Below are 19,258 nucleotides of genomic sequence, written 5' to 3'. Positions count from 1 at the left end.
ATATATATAGTTTAAAGGTGGCATATTTTTGTCTTAATAATTGATTCATGCCGCTTTAAATAGGAGGTTCACTGTATGAAAAAAGCTTTGATAACGGGAATAACAGGACAGGATGGGTCCTATTTAACAGAGTTTTTATTGGATAAAGGTTATGAGGTACATGGAATAATAAGAAGAGCCAGTACTTTTAATACTAAAAGGGTAGATCATTTGTTCGAAAATCCGGATATAGGAAATAAAACACTTTTTCTACATCATGGAGATTTAACGGATTCAAGTAATTTAAATAGATTAATAGAAAAAATCAACCCGGATGAAATATACAATCTTGGAGCTCAAAGTCATGTACAAGTTTCCTTCGAAGTACCTGAATATACAGCAGAAACAGATGCTGTAGGAGCTTTAAGAATATTGGATGCTATTAAAGAAATTGGAATTAAAAGTAAATTTTATCAAGCATCTACTTCCGAATTATTTGGAGGAATGCCAGGTACAGAACCTCAAAATGAAAATACTCCATTCTATCCAAGAAGTCCTTATGCAGCAGCTAAGCTTTATGCTTATTGGGTTACAGTAAACTATAGAGAAGCTTATGATATATTTGCATGCAATGGAATACTTTTTAATCATGAATCACCAAGAAGAGGTGAAACCTTTGTTACAAGAAAGATAACAAGAGCTGTGGCAAAAATAATAAAGGGAGTTCAAGACAAAGTATCTCTTGGAAATTTGGATGCAAAACGTGACTGGGGATTTGCTGGGGATTATGTAGAAGGAATGTGGCTTATGCTTCAGCAGAATAAACCAGATGATTATGTTCTTGCTACAGGAGAAACTCATACTGTAAGGGAATTTGCAGAACTTGCTTTTAAAGAAGTAGGAATGGAGATAGAATGGCAGGGAAAAGGTGTATATGAAAAGGGTGTAGATAAAAAAACAGGAAAAACTCTTGTGGATGTAAATCCAAGATACTTTAGACCAACAGAGGTTGAGTTGCTTTTAGGAGATCCAGCTAAAGCAAATGATAAATTAGCATGGGAACCAAGAACAAGCTTTGACGAATTAGTACATATAATGGTTGAAGCAGATGTTAAAGATATATGTGGAATAAATTTAAAACAATATAGAGAAGCAGCAAGTACCAAATAAGCATTACTAAGTATCAGATAAAGTTAAAATTTCATCTGATACTTAGAAATTTGTTTATAAATATTTTTAAATGAATTGGTAGTAAATATATTTAGTACCTTTATATTATTTGGGGGATTGTTATGAATAAAAATAGCAAAATATATGTAGTAGGACACAAAGGACTTGTTGGTTCTGCTATAGTTAGAAATTTACAAAAAAAAGAATGTTTAAATATAATAGGAAGAACTCACAAAGAATTAGATTTGACAAATCAAGCTGATGTGAGAAAGTTTTTTGAAGAAGAAAGACCTGAATATGTATTTTTAGCAGCAGCTAAAGTTGGTGGCATTAATGCAAATAATACATATCCAGCAGATTTTATATATGAAAATTTGATGATTCAAAATAATGTTATAAAAGCAGCTCACGATTTTAAGGTTAAGAAGTTGTTGTTTTTAGGAAGCTCTTGTATATATCCTAAAAATTGTCCTCAACCAATTAAAGAAGAGTACCTTCTATCAGGTTACTTAGAGCCTACAAATGAGGCTTATGCGTTGGCGAAGATTTCAGGACTAAAAATGTGCCAATTCTATAAAAAGCAGTATGGTGATAACTTTATAAGTGTTATGCCTACAAATTTGTACGGACCTAATGATAACTATGATTTAGAAACATCTCATGTATTGCCAGCCCTTATAAGAAAATTTCATGAGGCGAAAGTAAATAACAGTCCTTATGTAAAAGTTTGGGGAACTGGTAGGCCTTTAAGAGAATTTCTTCATGTGAATGATATGGCTGATGCTTGTGTGTTTTTGATGGAGAATTATGATGGAGATGAATTTTTTAATGTGGGTACGGGTAAAGAAGTTAGTATAAAAGAATTGGCCGAGATGATAAAAGAGATTGTGGATTATAAAGGTGAGATTAGATTTGATGAGAGTAAGCCTGATGGGACACCTAGGAAACTTTTGGATGTATCTAGACTAAAGGAAGTTGGATGGAGTTATAAGGTGGAACTTTATGATGGGGTAGAGAACACCTATAAGGATTATTTAAAACATTGTAAAGTATAGAAGGAAATGATGTTATGATAAATGATGTAGAAAAAATATTAGTTTATTCTGATTATTCGATAAACAAGTCTTTACAGATTTTAGATGAAGGGGCAAAAGGGATACTACTTGTAATAGATAATGATAAAAAATTAATAGGTACTATAACAGATGGTGACATAAGACGTGCTATATTAAAAGGAATATCACTAGATGAAAATATAGAAAAAATAATGCACAAAAATCCTATAAAAGTTAGACAAGGAACTCCAAGAGAAGAAGCAAAAGACATCTTAATAAAAAATGCAATAAAAGAACTACCAATAATTGATGAAAATGATAGAGTTACAGACATGATAACAATAAATGATATACTTCTTCCAAATGGAAAAGAAAACTTTGTTATAATAATGGCAGGAGGATTAGGAACAAGATTGCAGAATTTAACTAAAGAATTGCCTAAGCCTATGTTAAAGGTTGGAAATGACCCTATATTACAACATATTATTAACAATTTTAAGCAATATGGGTACAATAAAATTTTGTTATCAGTTAATTATAAATCACAAATAATAGAAAATTATTTTCAGGATGGCTTTGCACATGGAGTTAAAATAAATTATATAAAAGAAGCTAAGAGATTGGGTACAGCAGGAGGAATAAGACTTGCAGAATCTTATGTGAATAGTTCATTTTTTGTAATAAATGGAGATGTTTTTACTAATTTAAATGTAGAAAATATGATGGAATTTCATAAAAAAAATAATTTTCATATAACAATAGGTACTAGACGGCATTCTTTTCAAATACCATATGGTGTTATAGATACTTTAAAAGACAAAGTAATAACTGTTAAAGAAAAGCCCATAATGGATTACTTAATTAATGCTGGAGTTTATTGTTTGAAACCTGATGTGATAGAATTAATTCCTAAAGATGAATATTTTGAAATAACTGATTTAATTAATATATGTATAAAAGAAGGTTTACGGGTTGGAAGTTATGAAATAAAGGAGTATTGGATTGATATTGGGAGAATAGAAGATTACAATAAGGTTAATCAGGATGTGTATAAATTTATGTATGAAGACGAAATAGGTGATAGCTGTGATAAATAATAAAAAAGTATTAGCTATTATTCCAGCTAGGGGAAGTTCTAAAGGAATACCAAGAAAAAATGTTAAGAATATAAGTAGCAAGCCTCTTATAGCGTATACTATAGAAGAAACTTTTAAAAGTAAATATATAGATAAAGTTATAGTATCTACAGAAGATGCGGAAATAGCTAGTATTAGTAAAACTTATGGTGCGGAGATACCATTTTTAAGACCAAAGGACTTAGCTTTAGATACTACTCCAGGAATAGATCCTATAATTCATGCTGTAAATTGGTTTCAAGAAAAAGGTGAAATTTTTAATTTGGTAATGTGCATTCAATGTACTTCACCTTTGAGAAAATTTTGGCAGGTGGATGAAGCTATTGAAAAACTTATTAGGAAAAATGGCGATTCTATTGTTAGTGTATGTGAAAGTGAAGTAAGTCCTTACTGGATGAAAAAAATAGAGAATGGAATAATGAAAGATTTTTTAGATAATGTTCCTTTTTATGCAAGAAGACAAGATATACCTCAAGTTTATAGGCTTAACGGAGCAATATATATTGCTAAAACAGAAGTTTTGCTAAAAAATAAGAATTGGTATACAGAAAATACTTTGCCCTATGTGATGGATAAAAAATCTTCAATTGATATAGATGATATGATAGATTTTAAGTTTGTAGAGTTTCTTATGAGGGAGGGTAATAATGAGTAATGCTAAAATATTTTATGAAGGAACTTCATGTTTTATAATAGCAGAAGCAGGAGTAAATCATAATGGTGATATAAATATAGCACAAAGACTTGTAGATGCTGCTTTTGAAGCTGGGGCAGATGCAATAAAATTTCAAAGCTTTAAAGCAGAAAATCTAGTAACTAAGAATACACCAAAAGCAGGGTATCAAAAGGAAACTACAGGTAGTGGCAACCAATATGAAATGCTTAAGAGGTTAGAGTTATCTTATGAAGATCATATTATTTTAAAAAAATATTGTGAGCAAAAAGAAATAACTTTTATATCAACACCTTTTGATTTTGAAAGCGTAGATCTACTTGAAGAGCTAAATATTCCATTATATAAAATAAGTTCAGGTGATTTAACTAATATTCCTCTTTTAAAATATATAGCAAGATTAAATAAACCTATGATAGTATCAACAGGTATGGCTAATTTGGGAGAGGTGGAAATTGCTGTAGAAGCAATAAGAGAAATTGGAAATAATAAAATTGTCTTATTACATTGTACTTCAAATTATCCAACTGCATACGAAGAAGTAAATCTAAACGCAATGGTTACATTAAAAAATGCTTTTAAATTACCTATAGGATATTCAGACCACACAATAGGAACAGAAGTTCCTATTGGAGCAGTGGCTATGGGGGCGAAGATTATAGAAAAACATTTTACCTTGAACAAAGAAATGGAAGGACCTGACCATAGAGTATCTTTAAATCCAGAAGAACTTAAAGGTATGATAAGTAGTATTAGAAATATTGAAAAAGCTTTTGGCGATGGAATTAAAAAGTGTGGCAAGAATGAACAAAAAAGTAAGTTCGTTTCAAGAAAAAGTATTGTTGCAAGAAAAGATATAGAAGCTGGGCAAATAATTAAGGAAAATATGTTGGATTTTAAAAGGCCTGAGGGTGGAATATTACCCAAATATGTAGATTCAATAATTGGAAAAAAAGCTGTATATGATATACAGGAAGATTCATTAATTGAATGGGATAAAATTAGGTGATATTTGTGAAGAAAAATAAATGTATATTTTTAGACAGAGATGGAACTATAAATGTTTACAAATGTCTACTTAGTAATATAGAAGAGTTTCAACTAATTAAGAGAGCGGCAAAAGCAATAAGGCTTATAAATAGGAGCAAATATTTGTGTATAGTAGTATCAAATCAACCTGTTGTTGCAAGAAATTTGTGCACTTTAGAAGAAATGTGGAAAATTAATGATAAAATGAAAGAGATGCTGGCTAATGAAGGTGCGTACTTAGATGATATATTTATATGTCCTCATCACCCAGATGCAGGATATCCGGGTGAAAACAAGAAATACAAGATTAAATGTAATTGCAGAAAGCCAGATATAGGAATGATAGAAAGTGCAGAAGAAAAGTACAATATAAATTTAGCAAATTCGTACATAGTAGGAGATACTACTATAGATATAAAAACAGGGAAAAACTGTGGAATGAAAAGTATATTACTTAAAACTGGATTAGGTGGTAGAGATAAAGAATATGATATATGTCCACATTATGTTGCAAGTGATTTATATGAAGCAGTAAAAATAATTTTAGAAGGAGAAAAATAATGGAGTTTAAACAAGAAGAATGGAATAATTCGTATAAGAGTAAAGATAATTTTGTATTTTATCCTCATGAGGAGGTGATTAGATTTATATCTAAATACATAAAAAAAAGAGTAGGTATAAATAAATTTGTTACTATTAGTGATGCAAGAAAATGTTTAGACTTGGGATGTGGAATAGGAAGACATGTTATATATTTAGACGAAAATAATTTTGAAGCTTATGGTATAGATTTATCAGATGAAGCTATAAATTTTGCTAAGGAATGGTGTGAAAAGTTAAAAAAATATGAATTAAAAAATAGGATCAAGGTAGGAACTATAACTGATATGCCATATGAAGATGGCTATTTTGATTTTGTAGTTTCTCATGGGGTTTTAGACAGTATGCCATTTGATATTGCAGGAAAAGCTGTTGAGGAAACACATAGAGTTATTAAAAATGAAGGATTATTCTACTTCGATGTAGTATCAGGATGTGATTATGAACATTTTAGAGAATACGATGGTGAAGAAGTAGTAAATACTCAGCATGAAAATGGAACAACTCAATCTTATTTCAATTGGAATAAGATTGAGTTGTTGATTCAAGATAAATTTAAAATTAAAGAAGCCATTTTAATTCAAAGGGAATCTGTGATAAGTAGAAGTAAAAATTCAAGATATCATATCATAGCAGAAAAAATATAATGTTTTATAAATTTGCCTTAAACTGATTGTAACTATAGTTTATATACTAAGCAAATGATCTATAAATAGAAGATATTCTAATATAACATAATATTTATGTTTTTACACAATCTATATTCATGAAAATAATTAATAGGGGTAATGAATATGGATGAGTTGTTTTTAAAGTATGATTGTAAAATAGATATAAAATTGAATAATTTTGAAAAGTATATAAGAAGACAGTCTTTAGCTAGGTTATTAGCTAGATACGAATTATTTAAGTTAATAAAGAATGTTAAAGGATCAATTGTAGAGTGTGGGGTACACTATGGAGGAGGTGTAATGGCTTGGGCTAAATTATCTTCTGCTTTAGAGCCATATGCAATACATAGAAAAGTAATAGGTTTCGATACGTTTGAAGGCTTTCCAGAAGTATCAGTTGAAGATAAGGGTTTATATATAAATAGAAATTTAAAAAAAAATGGTCTAAGTACTGAATATAATGCCTATGATGAACTTTTAGAGATTATTGAAGAATATGATAAAAATAGATTCTTAAATGAATTTAATAAAATAGAATTAATAAAAGGTGATGCTATTGAAACAATATCTGAGTATATTAATAAAAATAAACACTTAATAGTGGCACTTCTATTTTTAGATTTCGATTTATATGAACCAACAAAAATAGCATTAGAAAATTTTCTCCCAAGAGTACCTAAAGGAGGCATAATAGCTTTTGATGAAATAAATAATCAATATTGGCCAGGAGAAACAATGGCTTTATTAGAAAAATTTTTAGGAGTAAATAGTTTACAAATAAAAAAATTTGAATTTGATCCTAATATAGCATATATTCAAATGTAAAATTATAAGAAGAGGAAATATAATATGAATGTATTGGTAGAAGGAATAGGAAGTATGGTGTTTGGAACCCAATTAAAGTTTTATAATGAGATGAAATGGAATTTAGTTGGGATAGATATTACAAATAAGTCTTTTGGCTTATATAAAGGTTTGAAACCATATATTGTACCTAAATATTCTGAAAAAGATTGCTTTAATAAAATAGAAAGCATAATCAAAAATGAAAAAATAGATTTAGTATTTCCAACTGTAAATGAAGGTTTATTAGAATGGAGTAAAAGAAAAAAGTATTTTAAAGATAAGTTTAATACAAATGTAATAATATCTAATGAAAAAGTGATAGATATTTGTACAGATAAATGGAAAACATATAATTTTTTTATTGAAAATAATATACCAACACCTCAAACATCTTTAGATTTAAAATTTCAATTGTTGAAACCTAGAATTGGCAGAGGAAGTTTTGGAATATATAGAAAGCAAGAAGTTAAAAATAATTTTGATATGAAAGAATATATTTCTCAGGAGATAGTTAGTGGAGATGAGTATACTATTGATGTTTTATGTGATTTTGAATCTAATCCTATATACATAATACCAAGAAAAAGAATTGATGTAGAATCAGGGGTTTCAACTAAAGGTGTTACAGTTAAAGACTTAAAAATGATAGATTATGTAAAGAAAATAATTCATTACTTAAAGCCAATAGGTATAATAAATATACAATGTTTTAAAGAAGAAAATAAAATTTGTTTTATAGAAATAAATCCAAGAATCGCTGGTGGAAGTTCATTGTCATTTTATTCATCAGATAATTGGTTTAAAGCAATTGAATGTTTTACAAGTAATAGAAAATATTTAGCGTACAAAATTACATATGATAAATATATGTTTAGATATTATGAAGATGTTATTGTGAACAAATGTAGTCTTATGAAGGGATGTAAAGGGGAATGATAGAATATAATTCAATAGATCAAGTTCCAATTTTTCCAAAGGCAATAAATTTAGAATTAACTAATCAATGTAATTTGAATTGTAAAATGTGTATTAATGGAAGCAAAAAATTTAGAAAAAAAGGATTTATGAGTAATGAACTTATAAATAAAGTATTAGAAGAAGTTATAGAAAATAAAAAAGATGTTATTAATGGAGTGGATATATGTGGAATTGGAGAACCTCTTTTACATAATGAAACGATAAATGTAGTTAATAAACTGAAATATTATGATATTAGAACAATTATGAATACAAATGGCGTTTTGTTAAATAAAGAAAATTCCAAAGAATTATTGAATAGCAATATAGATAAAATAATGATTTCACTAGATTCTATGAATAGAGAAACTTATAAAGAAGTAAAGGGAATAGATAAATTTGATAGTGTAATTGATAATATAACCAATTTATTGTTATTGAAAAAAGAAACTAATAGTAAAACAATTATACAAATCAATATGCTTAATTTAGGTAATAATTTTGACCAGATAAAAGATGCAGTAGTTTATTGGAATAAATTTTTAAACGACGACGATGTAGTATATTCAAGAGAAGTTAAAACTTTAGCAGGACAGGTCGATGATTATAGATGTACTGGAAATATTAGTTTAAAAGAATTTAAAGATAATTTAAGTAAACAAGGAGTTGCTACAAATAAATTTGTAGTGGAAAATTGGATAAATATATTAGAAAATATTAATTTAAATAAAAAATCACCTTGTAGACATTTATGGAATTACACAATGATTTTGTATAATGGTGATTTGAGTTTGTGTTGCATTGATTTTAATGGAAAATTAATTGTTGACAATATGAAAAATAAAACCATAAGAGAAATATGGAATGGTAAAAAGTATAATGATTATAGGAATATATTTATTAATATGAATTATGATAAATTAAAACTTTGTTTCAAGTGTAATGAATGGTATAAATGTACATAGGAAGAAGGTATTTTTATGAAGAAAGTATTAGCTGTTACAGGAATTCGATCTGAATACTTTATATTTCAACCTGTCTTTGAGGAATTATTGAAAATAGGAATAGAATTGAAAATAGTAGTTACTGGAACTCACTTGTCTCCGCTTCATGGTAGTACATATAAGTTTATAGAAAAAGATGATTATAATATAATAAAATTAGAAACACTGTTATCAACTGATTCTCTATCAGGCAGATCTAAGTCTCTTGGAATTCAGATAATGGGACTGACTGATATAGTTAATATAGAAAAACCAGATTGGCTTATGGTTTTGGGTGATAGAGAAGAAAGCATATCTACTGCAATTGTAGGCACATATTTAAATATTCCTGTTGCACATATATGTGGTGGTGATAGAGTTGTAGGTAATATTGATGATTCCATAAGACATGCGGTTACAAAACTTTCTCATTTACATTTTCCAACTACAGTAGAGAATGGTAATAGAATTTTAAAAATGGGTGAAGAACCTTGGAGAGTTAATGTAGTTGGTAACCCAGCACTAGATTCTATAAGAAAGCAACCTGATTTATCATATGAATATATAAATAGTAAGTTAAATACTGATTTAAGAGAAGATAAACCATTCATACTTTTGATAAAGCATCCTTTGAGTTCGGAAATGTCTCAAGCAGGCGAACAGATGGAGATAACTTTAGAGGCTGTTAGTGAATTAGGTTATGATACTATAATAACCTATCCTAATTCTGATGCTGGTGGATTTGAAATGATAAAAGTTATAAAAGAGTATGAAAAAAGGTTTAATTTTATAAAGGCTTTTGAAACATTGCCAAGAGACATATTTGTAAACTTACAAAGAAAAGCTGCTTTACTTTTAGGAAATTCTAGCTGTGGATTATTAGAAGCGCCATTTTTGGGTTTGCCTGTGGTTAATGTCGGAAATAGGCAAAAACAAAGACAGCATTCTGATAATATTATATTTGTTCAACATGATAAAGAACAAATAAAAAAAGCAATAAATAAATGCATTTTGGATAAGAATTATATAAATGCATGTAAGAATTGTAGTAATCCTTATGGAGATGGATTTAGTGGTAAAAGAATAGCTGAAATCATAAGTAAAACAAAAATAGACTATAAATTACTTAATAAACAAATTGTTTATTAAAAGGAGTTAATAAGTAATGAAGATATTAGTTGTATCAGTACATCCAGATGATGAAACTTTAGGATGTGGAGGTACTATGCTAAAACATTTAAAAAATAATGATGAGTTATATTGGATGATAGTTACTAAAGCAGATGAATCAATAGGATTTTCAAAAGAATTTATAAGTAAGAGAAGTAATCAAATAGAAAAAGTTACAAAAGAATATGGCTTTAAAAAGGTATATACACTGAATTATTTAGCAACTAAACTACAAACTATTGATTTTAGTAAACTTATAAATTCAGTTTCAAGAGTTATTAACGATATAAAACCAGAAATAATCTATATGAATAATAGATCAGATGTGCATACTGATCATCAAGTTACGGCTAAAGTTCTTATAAGTTGTACTAAAAGTTTTAGATATCCATTTATAAAGAAAATTCTAATGTATGAATGTATATCTGAAACAGAAATGTCACCTCCATTTTCTGAAAATATATTTATACCTAATGTCTATAGTGATATAACAAATTTTATTGATAAAAAGCTTGAAATTATGAATATTTATGAATCTGAGGTTCAAAAGCCACCACTACCAAGAAGCTTAGATAATATAAAAGCTCTTGCAAGATACAGAGGTGCATCCTGTGGTGTTGATTATGCTGAAGCTTTTATGTTAGTTAGAGAAAGATTTTAATTTGCAATTATATGAAAAAGATAGTTATTATAGGTGCTGGTGGACACTGCAAAGTAATTATAGATATTATAAAGAGTACAAATGAATATCAGATATTTGGTATTACTGATAAAGTTAATATGAAAAGTTTGCTTGATATCCCAATAATAGGTGACGATGATATATTACAAGACATTTATAGTAATGGAGTAGAATATGCGTTTATAGGTTTAGGTGCACTTGAGAATATAGATATAAGAAATTTTATATATACAAAATTAAAAAATATAGGCTTTAAATTGCCAATATTAATTCACAAAAATGCAGTTGTCTCACCTTATACGGAAATAGGTGAAGGAACTTGTGTTATGGCAGGAACCGTAATAAATCCTGGTACAGTTGTAGGTAGAAATTGTATAATAAATACAGGAAGTGTTATAGAACATGATTGCAATATAGGATATAATAGCCATATATCACCTAATGCTTCTATAGCAGGTGGTGTTACAATCGGATGTAATACCCATATAGGTATAGGAAGTTCAATCATACAGACAAAGAGTATAGGGAACAATGTGACTATAGGGGCTGGAACTGTAGTTATTGGTGATATACAGGATAATGCTGTGGCAGTTGGTATACCAGCTAAAGTAATAAGAATTAAGGAGTAATTAAATATGGATTTAAAAGGAAAAAAAGTATTAGTTACAGGTTCAGAAGGATTTATAGGTAGTCATCTAACAGAAAGATTGGTTGAATTAGGTGCGGATGTAACTGCTCTTGTTCAGTATAATTCCTTTAATAATTGGGGCTGGATAGATACTTTTGATAAGAATATAAAGAATAGTATTGAAGTAGTTACAGGAGATGTACGTGAATATGATGGAATGAAAAGAATAGTAAAAGGTCAGCAAGTGGTATTTCATTTAGCAGCACTTATTGCCATTCCATATTCTTATTTATCTCCTATGGCATATGTGAGAACTAATGTAGAAGGGACTACTAATGTGCTTGAGGCTTGTAGAGAATATGATGTAGAAAAGATAGTGCACACTTCAACTTCTGAAACTTATGGTACGGCTTTATATGTTCCTATTGATGAAAAGCATCCTATGCAGGGGCAATCTCCTTATTCTGCATCTAAGATAGGATCAGATAAAATAGCAGAAAGTTTTTATAAAAGTTTCAACTTACCTGTAGTTACTATAAGGCCTTTTAATACATATGGACCAAGACAGTCAGCAAGAGCTGTTATACCAACTATAATATCTCAAATAATATCAGGTAAAAATGAGATCAAACTAGGAAGTTTAACACCAACAAGAGATTTTAATTATGTAAAGGATATTGCAGAGGCATTTATTAAAATTGTAGAAAGTGATAAAACTATTGGAGAAGTTATAAATACAGGTTCTAATCATGAAATATCAATAGGAGATGCAGTAAAAAAAATTGTAAGAATTATAGGCAAAAATATAGAAATAACTTGTGACGAAGAAAGAATTAGGCCAGAAAATAGCGAAGTAAATAGATTATGGGCTGATAACACAAAAATTAAAGAGTTAACAAGCTGGAAGCCACAGTATAGCTTAGATGAAGGATTAAAAGAAACTATTGAGTGGATAGAACATAATATGCATTATTTTAAAACAGATATTTATAATGTTTAGAAGTATATATAGAATTGCTTCTAAACTTTTTGACATTTATTTTATTAAAAAGTAAATGTCGAAAAGTTTAATATGATTTGAAAGTATAATTTTTATAATAAGTATGTAAGTTTAATCAAATAAAACAAAAATTGGAGTTGATCACATGATACCTTTATGTATACCAGAAATCAAAGGAAATGAGTGGAGATATGTAAAAGAATGCTTAGATACCAATTGGGTATCTTCAGTTGGTTCTTATGTAGATAGATTTGAAAATGATTTTGCGAGATATGTAAAAGTAAAGAAAGCAGTAACTACAGTTAATGGAACTGCAGCTTTGGAACTTGCTCTTAGGACCCTTGGTATAGGCATGGGTGATGAGGTTATAGTTTCTTCTTTAACTTTTATAGCTCCTGTGAATAGCATTAGGTATGTTGGAGCAAAACCTGTATTTGTAGATGTTTGTATGGATACTTGGGTTATGGATACAGATAAGATAGAAAAGCTAATTACACCAAGAACAAAAGCTATTCTACCTATACATATTTATGGACATCCAGTAGATATGGATAAAGTTATGGATATAGCTCAAAAATATAATCTATATGTAATAGAGGATGCTACAGAAGCACTTGGCTCATTATATAAAGAAAAATCAGTTGGAACTATAGGTCATATAGGATGTTATTCTTTTAATGGTAATAAACTTATAACTACAGGTGCTGGAGGAATGCTTATAACTAATAATGAAAAGATAGGAGAAAGAGCAAAGTATTTATCAACTCAAACAAAGACTGTTTTAGATAATGGTTCTTTCTATCATGAAGAAATAGGATATAATTTTAGAATGTCTAATTTGCTTGCAGCTATGGGGTGTGCTCAACTTGAAAATATAGACGAATATATAAAAATTAAAATAAAAAATGCAAAATTATATAATGAATTTTTAAGAGATGTAAAAGGGATCACTTTGCCTGTAGAAAAAGAAAATGTTAGAAATGTTTATTGGTTATATTCAATTTTAGTTGAAGATGAGTATTCGTTAACAAGAGATCAATTAATTTCTAAATTGAAAGAAAATGGCATACAGTCTAGAACTTTTTTTATGGAAATACATAAAATGCCACCATACAAAAATTGTAAGTGTGGAGATATGCTAGTTACAAATAAGGTTTCTTTAAGAGGAATTAACCTTCCAAGTTCAGTAAGTTTAAAAGAGGAAGAAATAAAATTAATTTGTAATATTATTAAACAACAGTAGTTTTAAGGTTTTTTAAATATTATTGGTCAATAAATAAACTTAATCACATATGAAAAATTAAATAATATTATAAATACTATATTATTTTAAGTAAAGAGAGGTTCGAATTATGACTTTAAAAAGAATAAATCCTTTTAAACATATATACAAGGAATGTAATGGATTAACCAATTATGAAAAATATAATAATATCCCATATATGCCTAGATATATAGACATAGAATTAACAAATAATTGTAATTATAAATGTTTGATGTGCCCAGTGGGTACCTCTAGTATGATTAGGGAAAAAGGGAATATGAGTGATGAAACTTATAGTAAGATACTAGATGAAATTAAATATGATAAGATACCTTTAAGATTTATTAGGTGGGGAGAACCTTTATTACATCCAAAATTCTTTCAATACTTAAAAATGGCAAAGCAATTAGGAATAATGTGTCACTTAAATACTAATGGAAGTATAGTTAGTGAAGATATAGCAGAAAAAATTATTGATAGTAAATTGGACAGTATAAAGTTTTCATTTCAAGGAGTAGATAGAAAAAGTTATAAAGAAATGAGAAATAAAGATTACTTTAATCAATTGCTACAAAATATAAAAAAACTATATAAAATTAGAGAAAACAGAAAATATCCTTTTATACACATTTCTACAACTATAACATATGAATCAGCTAAACAAGTTGAAAATTTTAAAAATGAAGTTGGAGAATATTGTGATTTGGTTACAGTAGGTAGAACTATGTTGGAACGTATTGATGTTGAAAAAACACATATTAGTGATCAGGAAAAAAGTATGTTATTAGAATTAAAGCAACAAGAATCTTTAAAGAAAGTACATCTAAAATGCTGCCCGGAAGTTTTTGATAAATTATCAATAAATTGGGATGGAACTATTTCCGGGTGTTCTGGTGATTATGATAAAAATATGTTAGTTGGAGATATAAAAGAAAATTCGTTAATAGATATTTGGAATTCTAAATTGATGAATTATTATAGAAGGGTTTTAAGCGAGGGTAAGTATGATAGCTTGACATTATGTAAGAATTGTTACGATTATATGAGTATGCAAACTCCAGGAGTGCAAGATAATATTTGAAAAGATTAAGATAGTTTTGGAGTTGTATTTGGTAAACACTATTAGTTAGGAGTACATAAGAATATAAAAGATTAATTATATAATTGTGAATTTTAATTTTTAGAATTATCATGATCCAATAAACTATAAACTTTAATTGTTGGTGCTGATATTCTAAAAGGAAAATATATAGTAAGAAAATAAGATGTTAGGGAAATTAAGCATATTAAAGAGATTTAAACATTGTATTATTAGGGAGGGGTTCAAGTGTTTGAAGTTATATTAAGGAATATGTTAAAAATAGCAGATACTGTTAGAAACAAAAAAATTATAATATGGGGAACTGGCGAATGTGCTCAAATTACAACATTAATATGTAATATGTTAAAGTTAAATATAGAATACTATGTTGATAATGATAAAAGCAAATGGGATACAAAGCTAAATAATACTTATATAAAATCTCCAAAGTATATTTTGGATGATACAGATTACGTAATATTAATTTGTAGTATGTATTTTAATGAAATCAGTAGTCAAGTCCAGAGGGATTTAAAAAAATGTGATTACTATAGTGTATTTAACATTGAGAAGGTTTATAATAAGTCATATTTTAAAGTTGGGAAATATACATATGGATATAAAAAATGGAATTTTAAAGGAACCTATATTAAAGAAATTGGAGCCTTTTGTTCTATAGCTTGGAATGTTTTGCTAGTGGATAATCATCCCATGGGATGTATAACTACAAGCAATATTTTAAAGATTAGTAAAGAAGAGTATTCTGGGGAAGAAAAAGTTCCTGGAATTGTTAGCAAAGAGAAATTACCCAAAATAGATGAGTTAGGATCAATTGGTGTACCTAATATAATTATAGGAAATGATGTTTGGATAGCAGAGAATGTAATTATTTTTAACAATGTTAAAATTGGCAATGGTGCAATTATAGGGGCAGGCAGCATTGTTAAGAAGGATGTTCCTGACTATGCAATAGTAGTTTCAGCTCCAGCTAGAATAATAAGATATAGATTTAGTAGAGAAGAGATAGATATACTTAATAAAGTACAATGGTGGAATTGGTCTGACGAAAAAATATCAGAAAATATAAACCTGTTAGCAAATAAAGAAATGTTTTTTGAAAAATTTAAAAAGTTTTTATAAGTTTAATAAATGGGTGCAATTGTACATTAAAAGTAAAGTTTGAAAAAATAATATAATTTTAATAATAGAAGTTGGAGTGATATTTTGAAAATATTATTAGTTATGAGTAGGCCAGAACGTGAAGAATTTATAATGCAGAAGATAAAAAGCAGAATACATGAAATTGATAAATATATAGAAGTTAAGATATTATACAGGTTTTCACAAGATTTTTTGTTTAGGGTTTTACAATTTGAACCGAATGTCATAATGAGTCATCCTTTTAATGGACCTCATCATGCAGATATATATTATATAGTGAAATTTATTACTAAATGCAGTGTAATATGTTTCAGAACAGAAGGAATGTTGGATTTTAATTCACCAAATCATATAAAGTTGCATGTTGGAGAAGAAAATGAATATGATGAAAATTTAGTAGATTATGAGGTATTTTGGGGACCTAAAGTCGGGGAAAAATTGGGATCAGAATTGGTAAAACAGAAAAAATTATTATCTAAAAGTAAAATTGTAGTAACAGGATATCCAATGTATGAGAGATACTTTTTAGAAAATAAAGAGGAAGTTTCAGGATTATCTTCTGAAATAAAATCAAAAATACATAAATATAATAAAAAGAATATTCTCTTATTTGTAACGGGATTTCAAGGAATTGATGAAACTGAAGAATGCAAAAAGAATATCTGTAAAACAATTTCTAATTCTGAGGATGAATATAAAAAAGTATATAATGATCTTTTAATGACAATGAAAGAAGCAGAAGTTTGGAGAGAAAAGTTTAAACAAAGTGTAATAAATATTGCAAAAAATAACAAAGATACATTAATAATTGTAAAACTTCATCCTATAGAAATAAATATAATTAGTAGCTTAAATAAAGAACCTTTTAAAGAGTTAGGTGACTATAAAAATATTGTATATATAAAAGAACCATTACCAATGAATGAGTTATTATCTTATTGTGGAGTATTTTTTCATTTTGGTTCAACTTCTTTAATGGAAGCATATCTTTCAAAGGTACCATCAATTTATGTAACTTATAAGGATTTACACTATAGTAAGAAGTTTAACCTATTATTTTTCAAAAAGTTTCCAATTCCATCTACTGAGGAAATAGATGTTACTGAATTAGAAGCATTTTATTATGATTACATGAAAAATGGTATTGATTTTAAAAGATACAATGAGATGGATTTAGCAGCTTATGAATATTTTAATATTAAGAATAATGATAATAACTATAACCCATCTAAAGAAACAGCGAGTTTATTGGTTAATTGCGGAAAGATTAAAGAAAATGATACTATTGATGAAAGTAATAAGTATTTAAAAAGTTCAATAATAAACTGTGGCTTGGATTTTTTGAAAATATATTTTGAACTTTTTTTAAAAAGAATTAATTTGAAAGATTATTATAGTGCTTTAAAATATATCAATAATATAAATGTTATTACTAAATTAGCTAATTTAAATAATCAATACTTAAATTATTTTAAATTGGTTTTAAAAGACAATACAATACAATACAATGATAATGAATTTGAATATAACAAAGAGTGTTTAAATAATTATTTATTATTTAAAAAAGATTTAATTGAGGAGATTACAAGTTATAATAGCTTAAGAGTGCTTATATTTGGAAGTGGTAAATTTGGAAATGATATTTTAAAGTTAATAAAAACAATAAACAAATTTGATAATAAGCAAATAAATATAGTTGGATTTGTGGATAATAATAAAGAAAAGTGGGGAAAAAGTATTGAAAATATAAAAATACTTGAACCAGGTAATTATTTAAATATTATGGCTGATAAAATTATTATTGCATCACAATGGCATAAGGACATTGAGAAGCAATTATTTGAGTTAGGTTTACCAAAACAAAAGGTGTTAACTGCAAATTATAAAAAATCATTGCTAGATAATTAATTAAAATTAGTGAATTTTATTTGGAAGATATTATTTTTGAATAAGATGATATTAATCAAAAAATACTATTACTATGTTTGGAAGTTTCTCTCTTTTTATATTATTTTTGATATAAAAGAGAGAAGTTTTTGTTTAAGTTTAAAGTAATTTGGTTTTCTATTTATGTTTAAGAAAGTATAAAGAATGACGATATAGTTATTAAGGTTTTTTTAAGCCTTTAGAAACTTTTTTATTAGAAAAATTGTTAATATAATTTAATACAAGAGAGGAAAATGTATATGGAAAAAGTAATTTTATTTGGTGCCTCTACACTAGGAAAGGCTGCATATGAAATATTAAAGTACCAATATGACATAGTTGTTTTTTGTGATAATGATAAAGAAAAATGGGGAACTTTATTTTGTAATATATTAGTGGTTTCACCAGAAAAATTAGAACAACAATATTATAATAAAATTATAATAACGAGTATTTATCATGAAAGTATTGCCCGTCAGTTATGTGATAAGGGAATAAATGAGTATGAAATTTTTACGTATTCAGTTAAATCTGTAAATAATGAAGGTTATGACGAAGTATATTCTAATATATCTTACTCACAGGATGGGGAGGATATGATATTAAAATCTTTATTTGAAGGAATAAAGGATGGTTTTTATGTTGATATCGGTGCACATCATCCTGTAAGATTTTCCAACACACTTGTATTTTATAAAATGGGTTGGAATGGTATAAATATTGAGCCAGCTATAGGAAGTAAAAATATATTTGATAGATTAAGACCAAGAGATATAAATTTAGAAATTGGTATAAGTGAAAATGAAGGTGAACTTGACTACTATATATTTGATGAACCTGGATTAAATAGTTTTAATAAAGACTTATCTATCAATAGAGAAGAAACCACAACATATGAATTGTTAGAAATAAAAAAAATAAATGTGTATTCTTTAAAAAAAATATTTGAAAAGTATTTAAATAGAATTATTGACTTTATGAGTATTGATGTTGAAGGGTTGGAACTAGATGTTCTAAAATCAAATGACTGGAAAGAATATAGGCCTAAGATTTTATTAATTGAGGATTTAAATTTTGATTTTTCTAATGTTAGCAAAAATGAATTATATAACTTTATAATTAAGAATGGTTATGAGTTGATTGGAAGAGCCAATAGGACGGTTTTTTATAAAGATTCATTAAAGTAGAAAACATAATTAAGTTTGCATTAAAAAATTCATTCATTTTAGTATTAATAGAGAGGTGAG

19 protein-coding genes are annotated in these 19,258 nt (G+C 27.5%); all 19 read left to right on the top strand.

The features are described from left to right. The first annotated feature begins 75 nt into the window (after positions 1-75). Positions 76-1,149 (top strand): GDP-mannose 4,6-dehydratase, encoded by a 1,074-nt coding sequence (gene gmd, locus Q6H37_RS24615; protein ID WP_318737342.1) that lies wholly within the window; start codon positions 76-78, stop codon positions 1,147-1,149. A gap of 122 nt (positions 1,150-1,271) precedes the next feature. Further along, positions 1,272-2,204: a GDP-L-fucose synthase gene (fcl, locus tag Q6H37_RS24610; RefSeq protein ID WP_318737340.1), complete on the top strand. Its 933-nt coding sequence runs from the start codon at positions 1,272-1,274 to the stop codon at positions 2,202-2,204. Positions 2,205-2,218: 14 nt separating this feature from the next. Next, positions 2,219-3,301: a nucleotidyltransferase family protein gene (locus tag Q6H37_RS24605; RefSeq protein ID WP_318737338.1), complete on the top strand. Its 1,083-nt coding sequence runs from the start codon at positions 2,219-2,221 to the stop codon at positions 3,299-3,301. Continuing rightward, positions 3,291-3,995 (top strand): acylneuraminate cytidylyltransferase family protein, encoded by a 705-nt coding sequence (locus tag Q6H37_RS24600; RefSeq protein ID WP_318737336.1) that lies wholly within the window; start codon positions 3,291-3,293, stop codon positions 3,993-3,995. The genes Q6H37_RS24605 and Q6H37_RS24600 overlap by 11 nt, the downstream gene beginning before the upstream one ends. After that, positions 3,988-5,022 carry an N-acetylneuraminate synthase gene (neuB, locus tag Q6H37_RS24595; RefSeq protein ID WP_318737334.1) on the top strand — a complete coding sequence of 345 codons (1,035 nt, stop codon included), beginning with the start codon at positions 3,988-3,990 and terminating at the stop codon, positions 5,020-5,022. Before Q6H37_RS24600 ends, neuB begins: the two co-directional genes overlap by 8 nt. Positions 5,023-5,027: 5 nt before the next feature. Next, positions 5,028-5,603 (top strand): HAD family hydrolase, encoded by a 576-nt coding sequence (locus Q6H37_RS24590; RefSeq protein ID WP_318737333.1) that lies wholly within the window; start codon positions 5,028-5,030, stop codon positions 5,601-5,603. Then, the gene (locus Q6H37_RS24585) at positions 5,603-6,289 is read left to right on the top strand and encodes a class I SAM-dependent methyltransferase (protein WP_318737332.1); all 687 of its coding nucleotides are present in this window, start codon (positions 5,603-5,605) and stop codon (positions 6,287-6,289) included. The genes Q6H37_RS24590 and Q6H37_RS24585 overlap by 1 nt, the downstream gene beginning before the upstream one ends. A gap of 147 nt (positions 6,290-6,436) precedes the next feature. Continuing rightward, entirely contained in the window at positions 6,437-7,138 is a 702-nt protein-coding gene (locus Q6H37_RS24580; RefSeq protein WP_318737330.1) for a TylF/MycF/NovP-related O-methyltransferase, read from the top strand. A 24-nt stretch (positions 7,139-7,162) separates the two neighbouring features. Continuing rightward, the gene (locus tag Q6H37_RS24575; RefSeq protein ID WP_318737328.1) at positions 7,163-8,095 is read left to right on the top strand and encodes an ATP-grasp domain-containing protein; all 933 of its coding nucleotides are present in this window, start codon (positions 7,163-7,165) and stop codon (positions 8,093-8,095) included. Next, the gene (locus Q6H37_RS24570) at positions 8,092-9,081 is read left to right on the top strand and encodes a radical SAM protein (protein WP_318737326.1); all 990 of its coding nucleotides are present in this window, start codon (positions 8,092-8,094) and stop codon (positions 9,079-9,081) included. Before Q6H37_RS24575 ends, Q6H37_RS24570 begins: the two co-directional genes overlap by 4 nt. A 15-nt stretch (positions 9,082-9,096) precedes the next feature. Further along, positions 9,097-10,248 carry a UDP-N-acetylglucosamine 2-epimerase gene (neuC, locus tag Q6H37_RS24565; protein ID WP_318737325.1) on the top strand — a complete coding sequence of 384 codons (1,152 nt, stop codon included), beginning with the start codon at positions 9,097-9,099 and terminating at the stop codon, positions 10,246-10,248. Positions 10,249-10,264: 16 nt separating this feature from the next. Next, on the top strand, positions 10,265-10,930 hold the full coding sequence (locus Q6H37_RS24560) for a PIG-L family deacetylase (protein ID WP_318737323.1): 666 nt from the start codon (positions 10,265-10,267) through the stop codon (positions 10,928-10,930). Between the two features lie 11 nt (positions 10,931-10,941). Continuing rightward, a complete protein-coding gene (locus Q6H37_RS24555; protein WP_318737322.1) occupies positions 10,942-11,580 on the top strand; it encodes an acetyltransferase in 639 nt (212 codons plus the stop codon). A 6-nt stretch (positions 11,581-11,586) separates the two neighbouring features. Next, the gene (locus Q6H37_RS24550) at positions 11,587-12,579 is read left to right on the top strand and encodes an NAD-dependent 4,6-dehydratase LegB (RefSeq protein WP_318737320.1); all 993 of its coding nucleotides are present in this window, start codon (positions 11,587-11,589) and stop codon (positions 12,577-12,579) included. A 145-nt stretch (positions 12,580-12,724) separates the two neighbouring features. Continuing rightward, a complete protein-coding gene (locus Q6H37_RS24545) occupies positions 12,725-13,822 on the top strand; it encodes a LegC family aminotransferase (RefSeq protein ID WP_318737318.1) in 1,098 nt (365 codons plus the stop codon). Positions 13,823-13,931: 109 nt separating this feature from the next. Continuing rightward, entirely contained in the window at positions 13,932-14,924 is a 993-nt protein-coding gene (locus tag Q6H37_RS24540) for a radical SAM protein (RefSeq protein ID WP_318737316.1), read from the top strand. Between the two features lie 246 nt (positions 14,925-15,170). Beyond that, positions 15,171-16,064 (top strand): CatB-related O-acetyltransferase, encoded by an 894-nt coding sequence (locus tag Q6H37_RS24535; RefSeq protein ID WP_318737315.1) that lies wholly within the window; start codon positions 15,171-15,173, stop codon positions 16,062-16,064. A gap of 84 nt (positions 16,065-16,148) precedes the next feature. Next, positions 16,149-17,993, top strand: a complete 1,845-nt coding sequence (locus Q6H37_RS24530; RefSeq protein WP_318737313.1) for a hypothetical protein — start codon at positions 16,149-16,151, stop codon at positions 17,991-17,993. Positions 17,994-18,271: 278 nt separating this feature from the next. Further along, complete coding sequence (locus Q6H37_RS24525; protein WP_318737311.1) at positions 18,272-19,198, top strand: FkbM family methyltransferase; 927 nt, start codon at positions 18,272-18,274, stop codon at positions 19,196-19,198. The last annotated feature ends 60 nt before the right edge of the window (positions 19,199-19,258 follow it).

Origin of the sequence: Clostridium sp. JS66 (assembly GCF_033561535.1) — a bacterium.
Taxonomy (GTDB): Bacteria; Bacillota; Clostridia; order Clostridiales; family Clostridiaceae; genus Clostridium_AM; species Clostridium_AM carboxidivorans.
The sequence above is the reverse complement of the archived record's forward strand: the minus strand, read 5'-3'. Positions and strand labels throughout refer to the sequence as shown.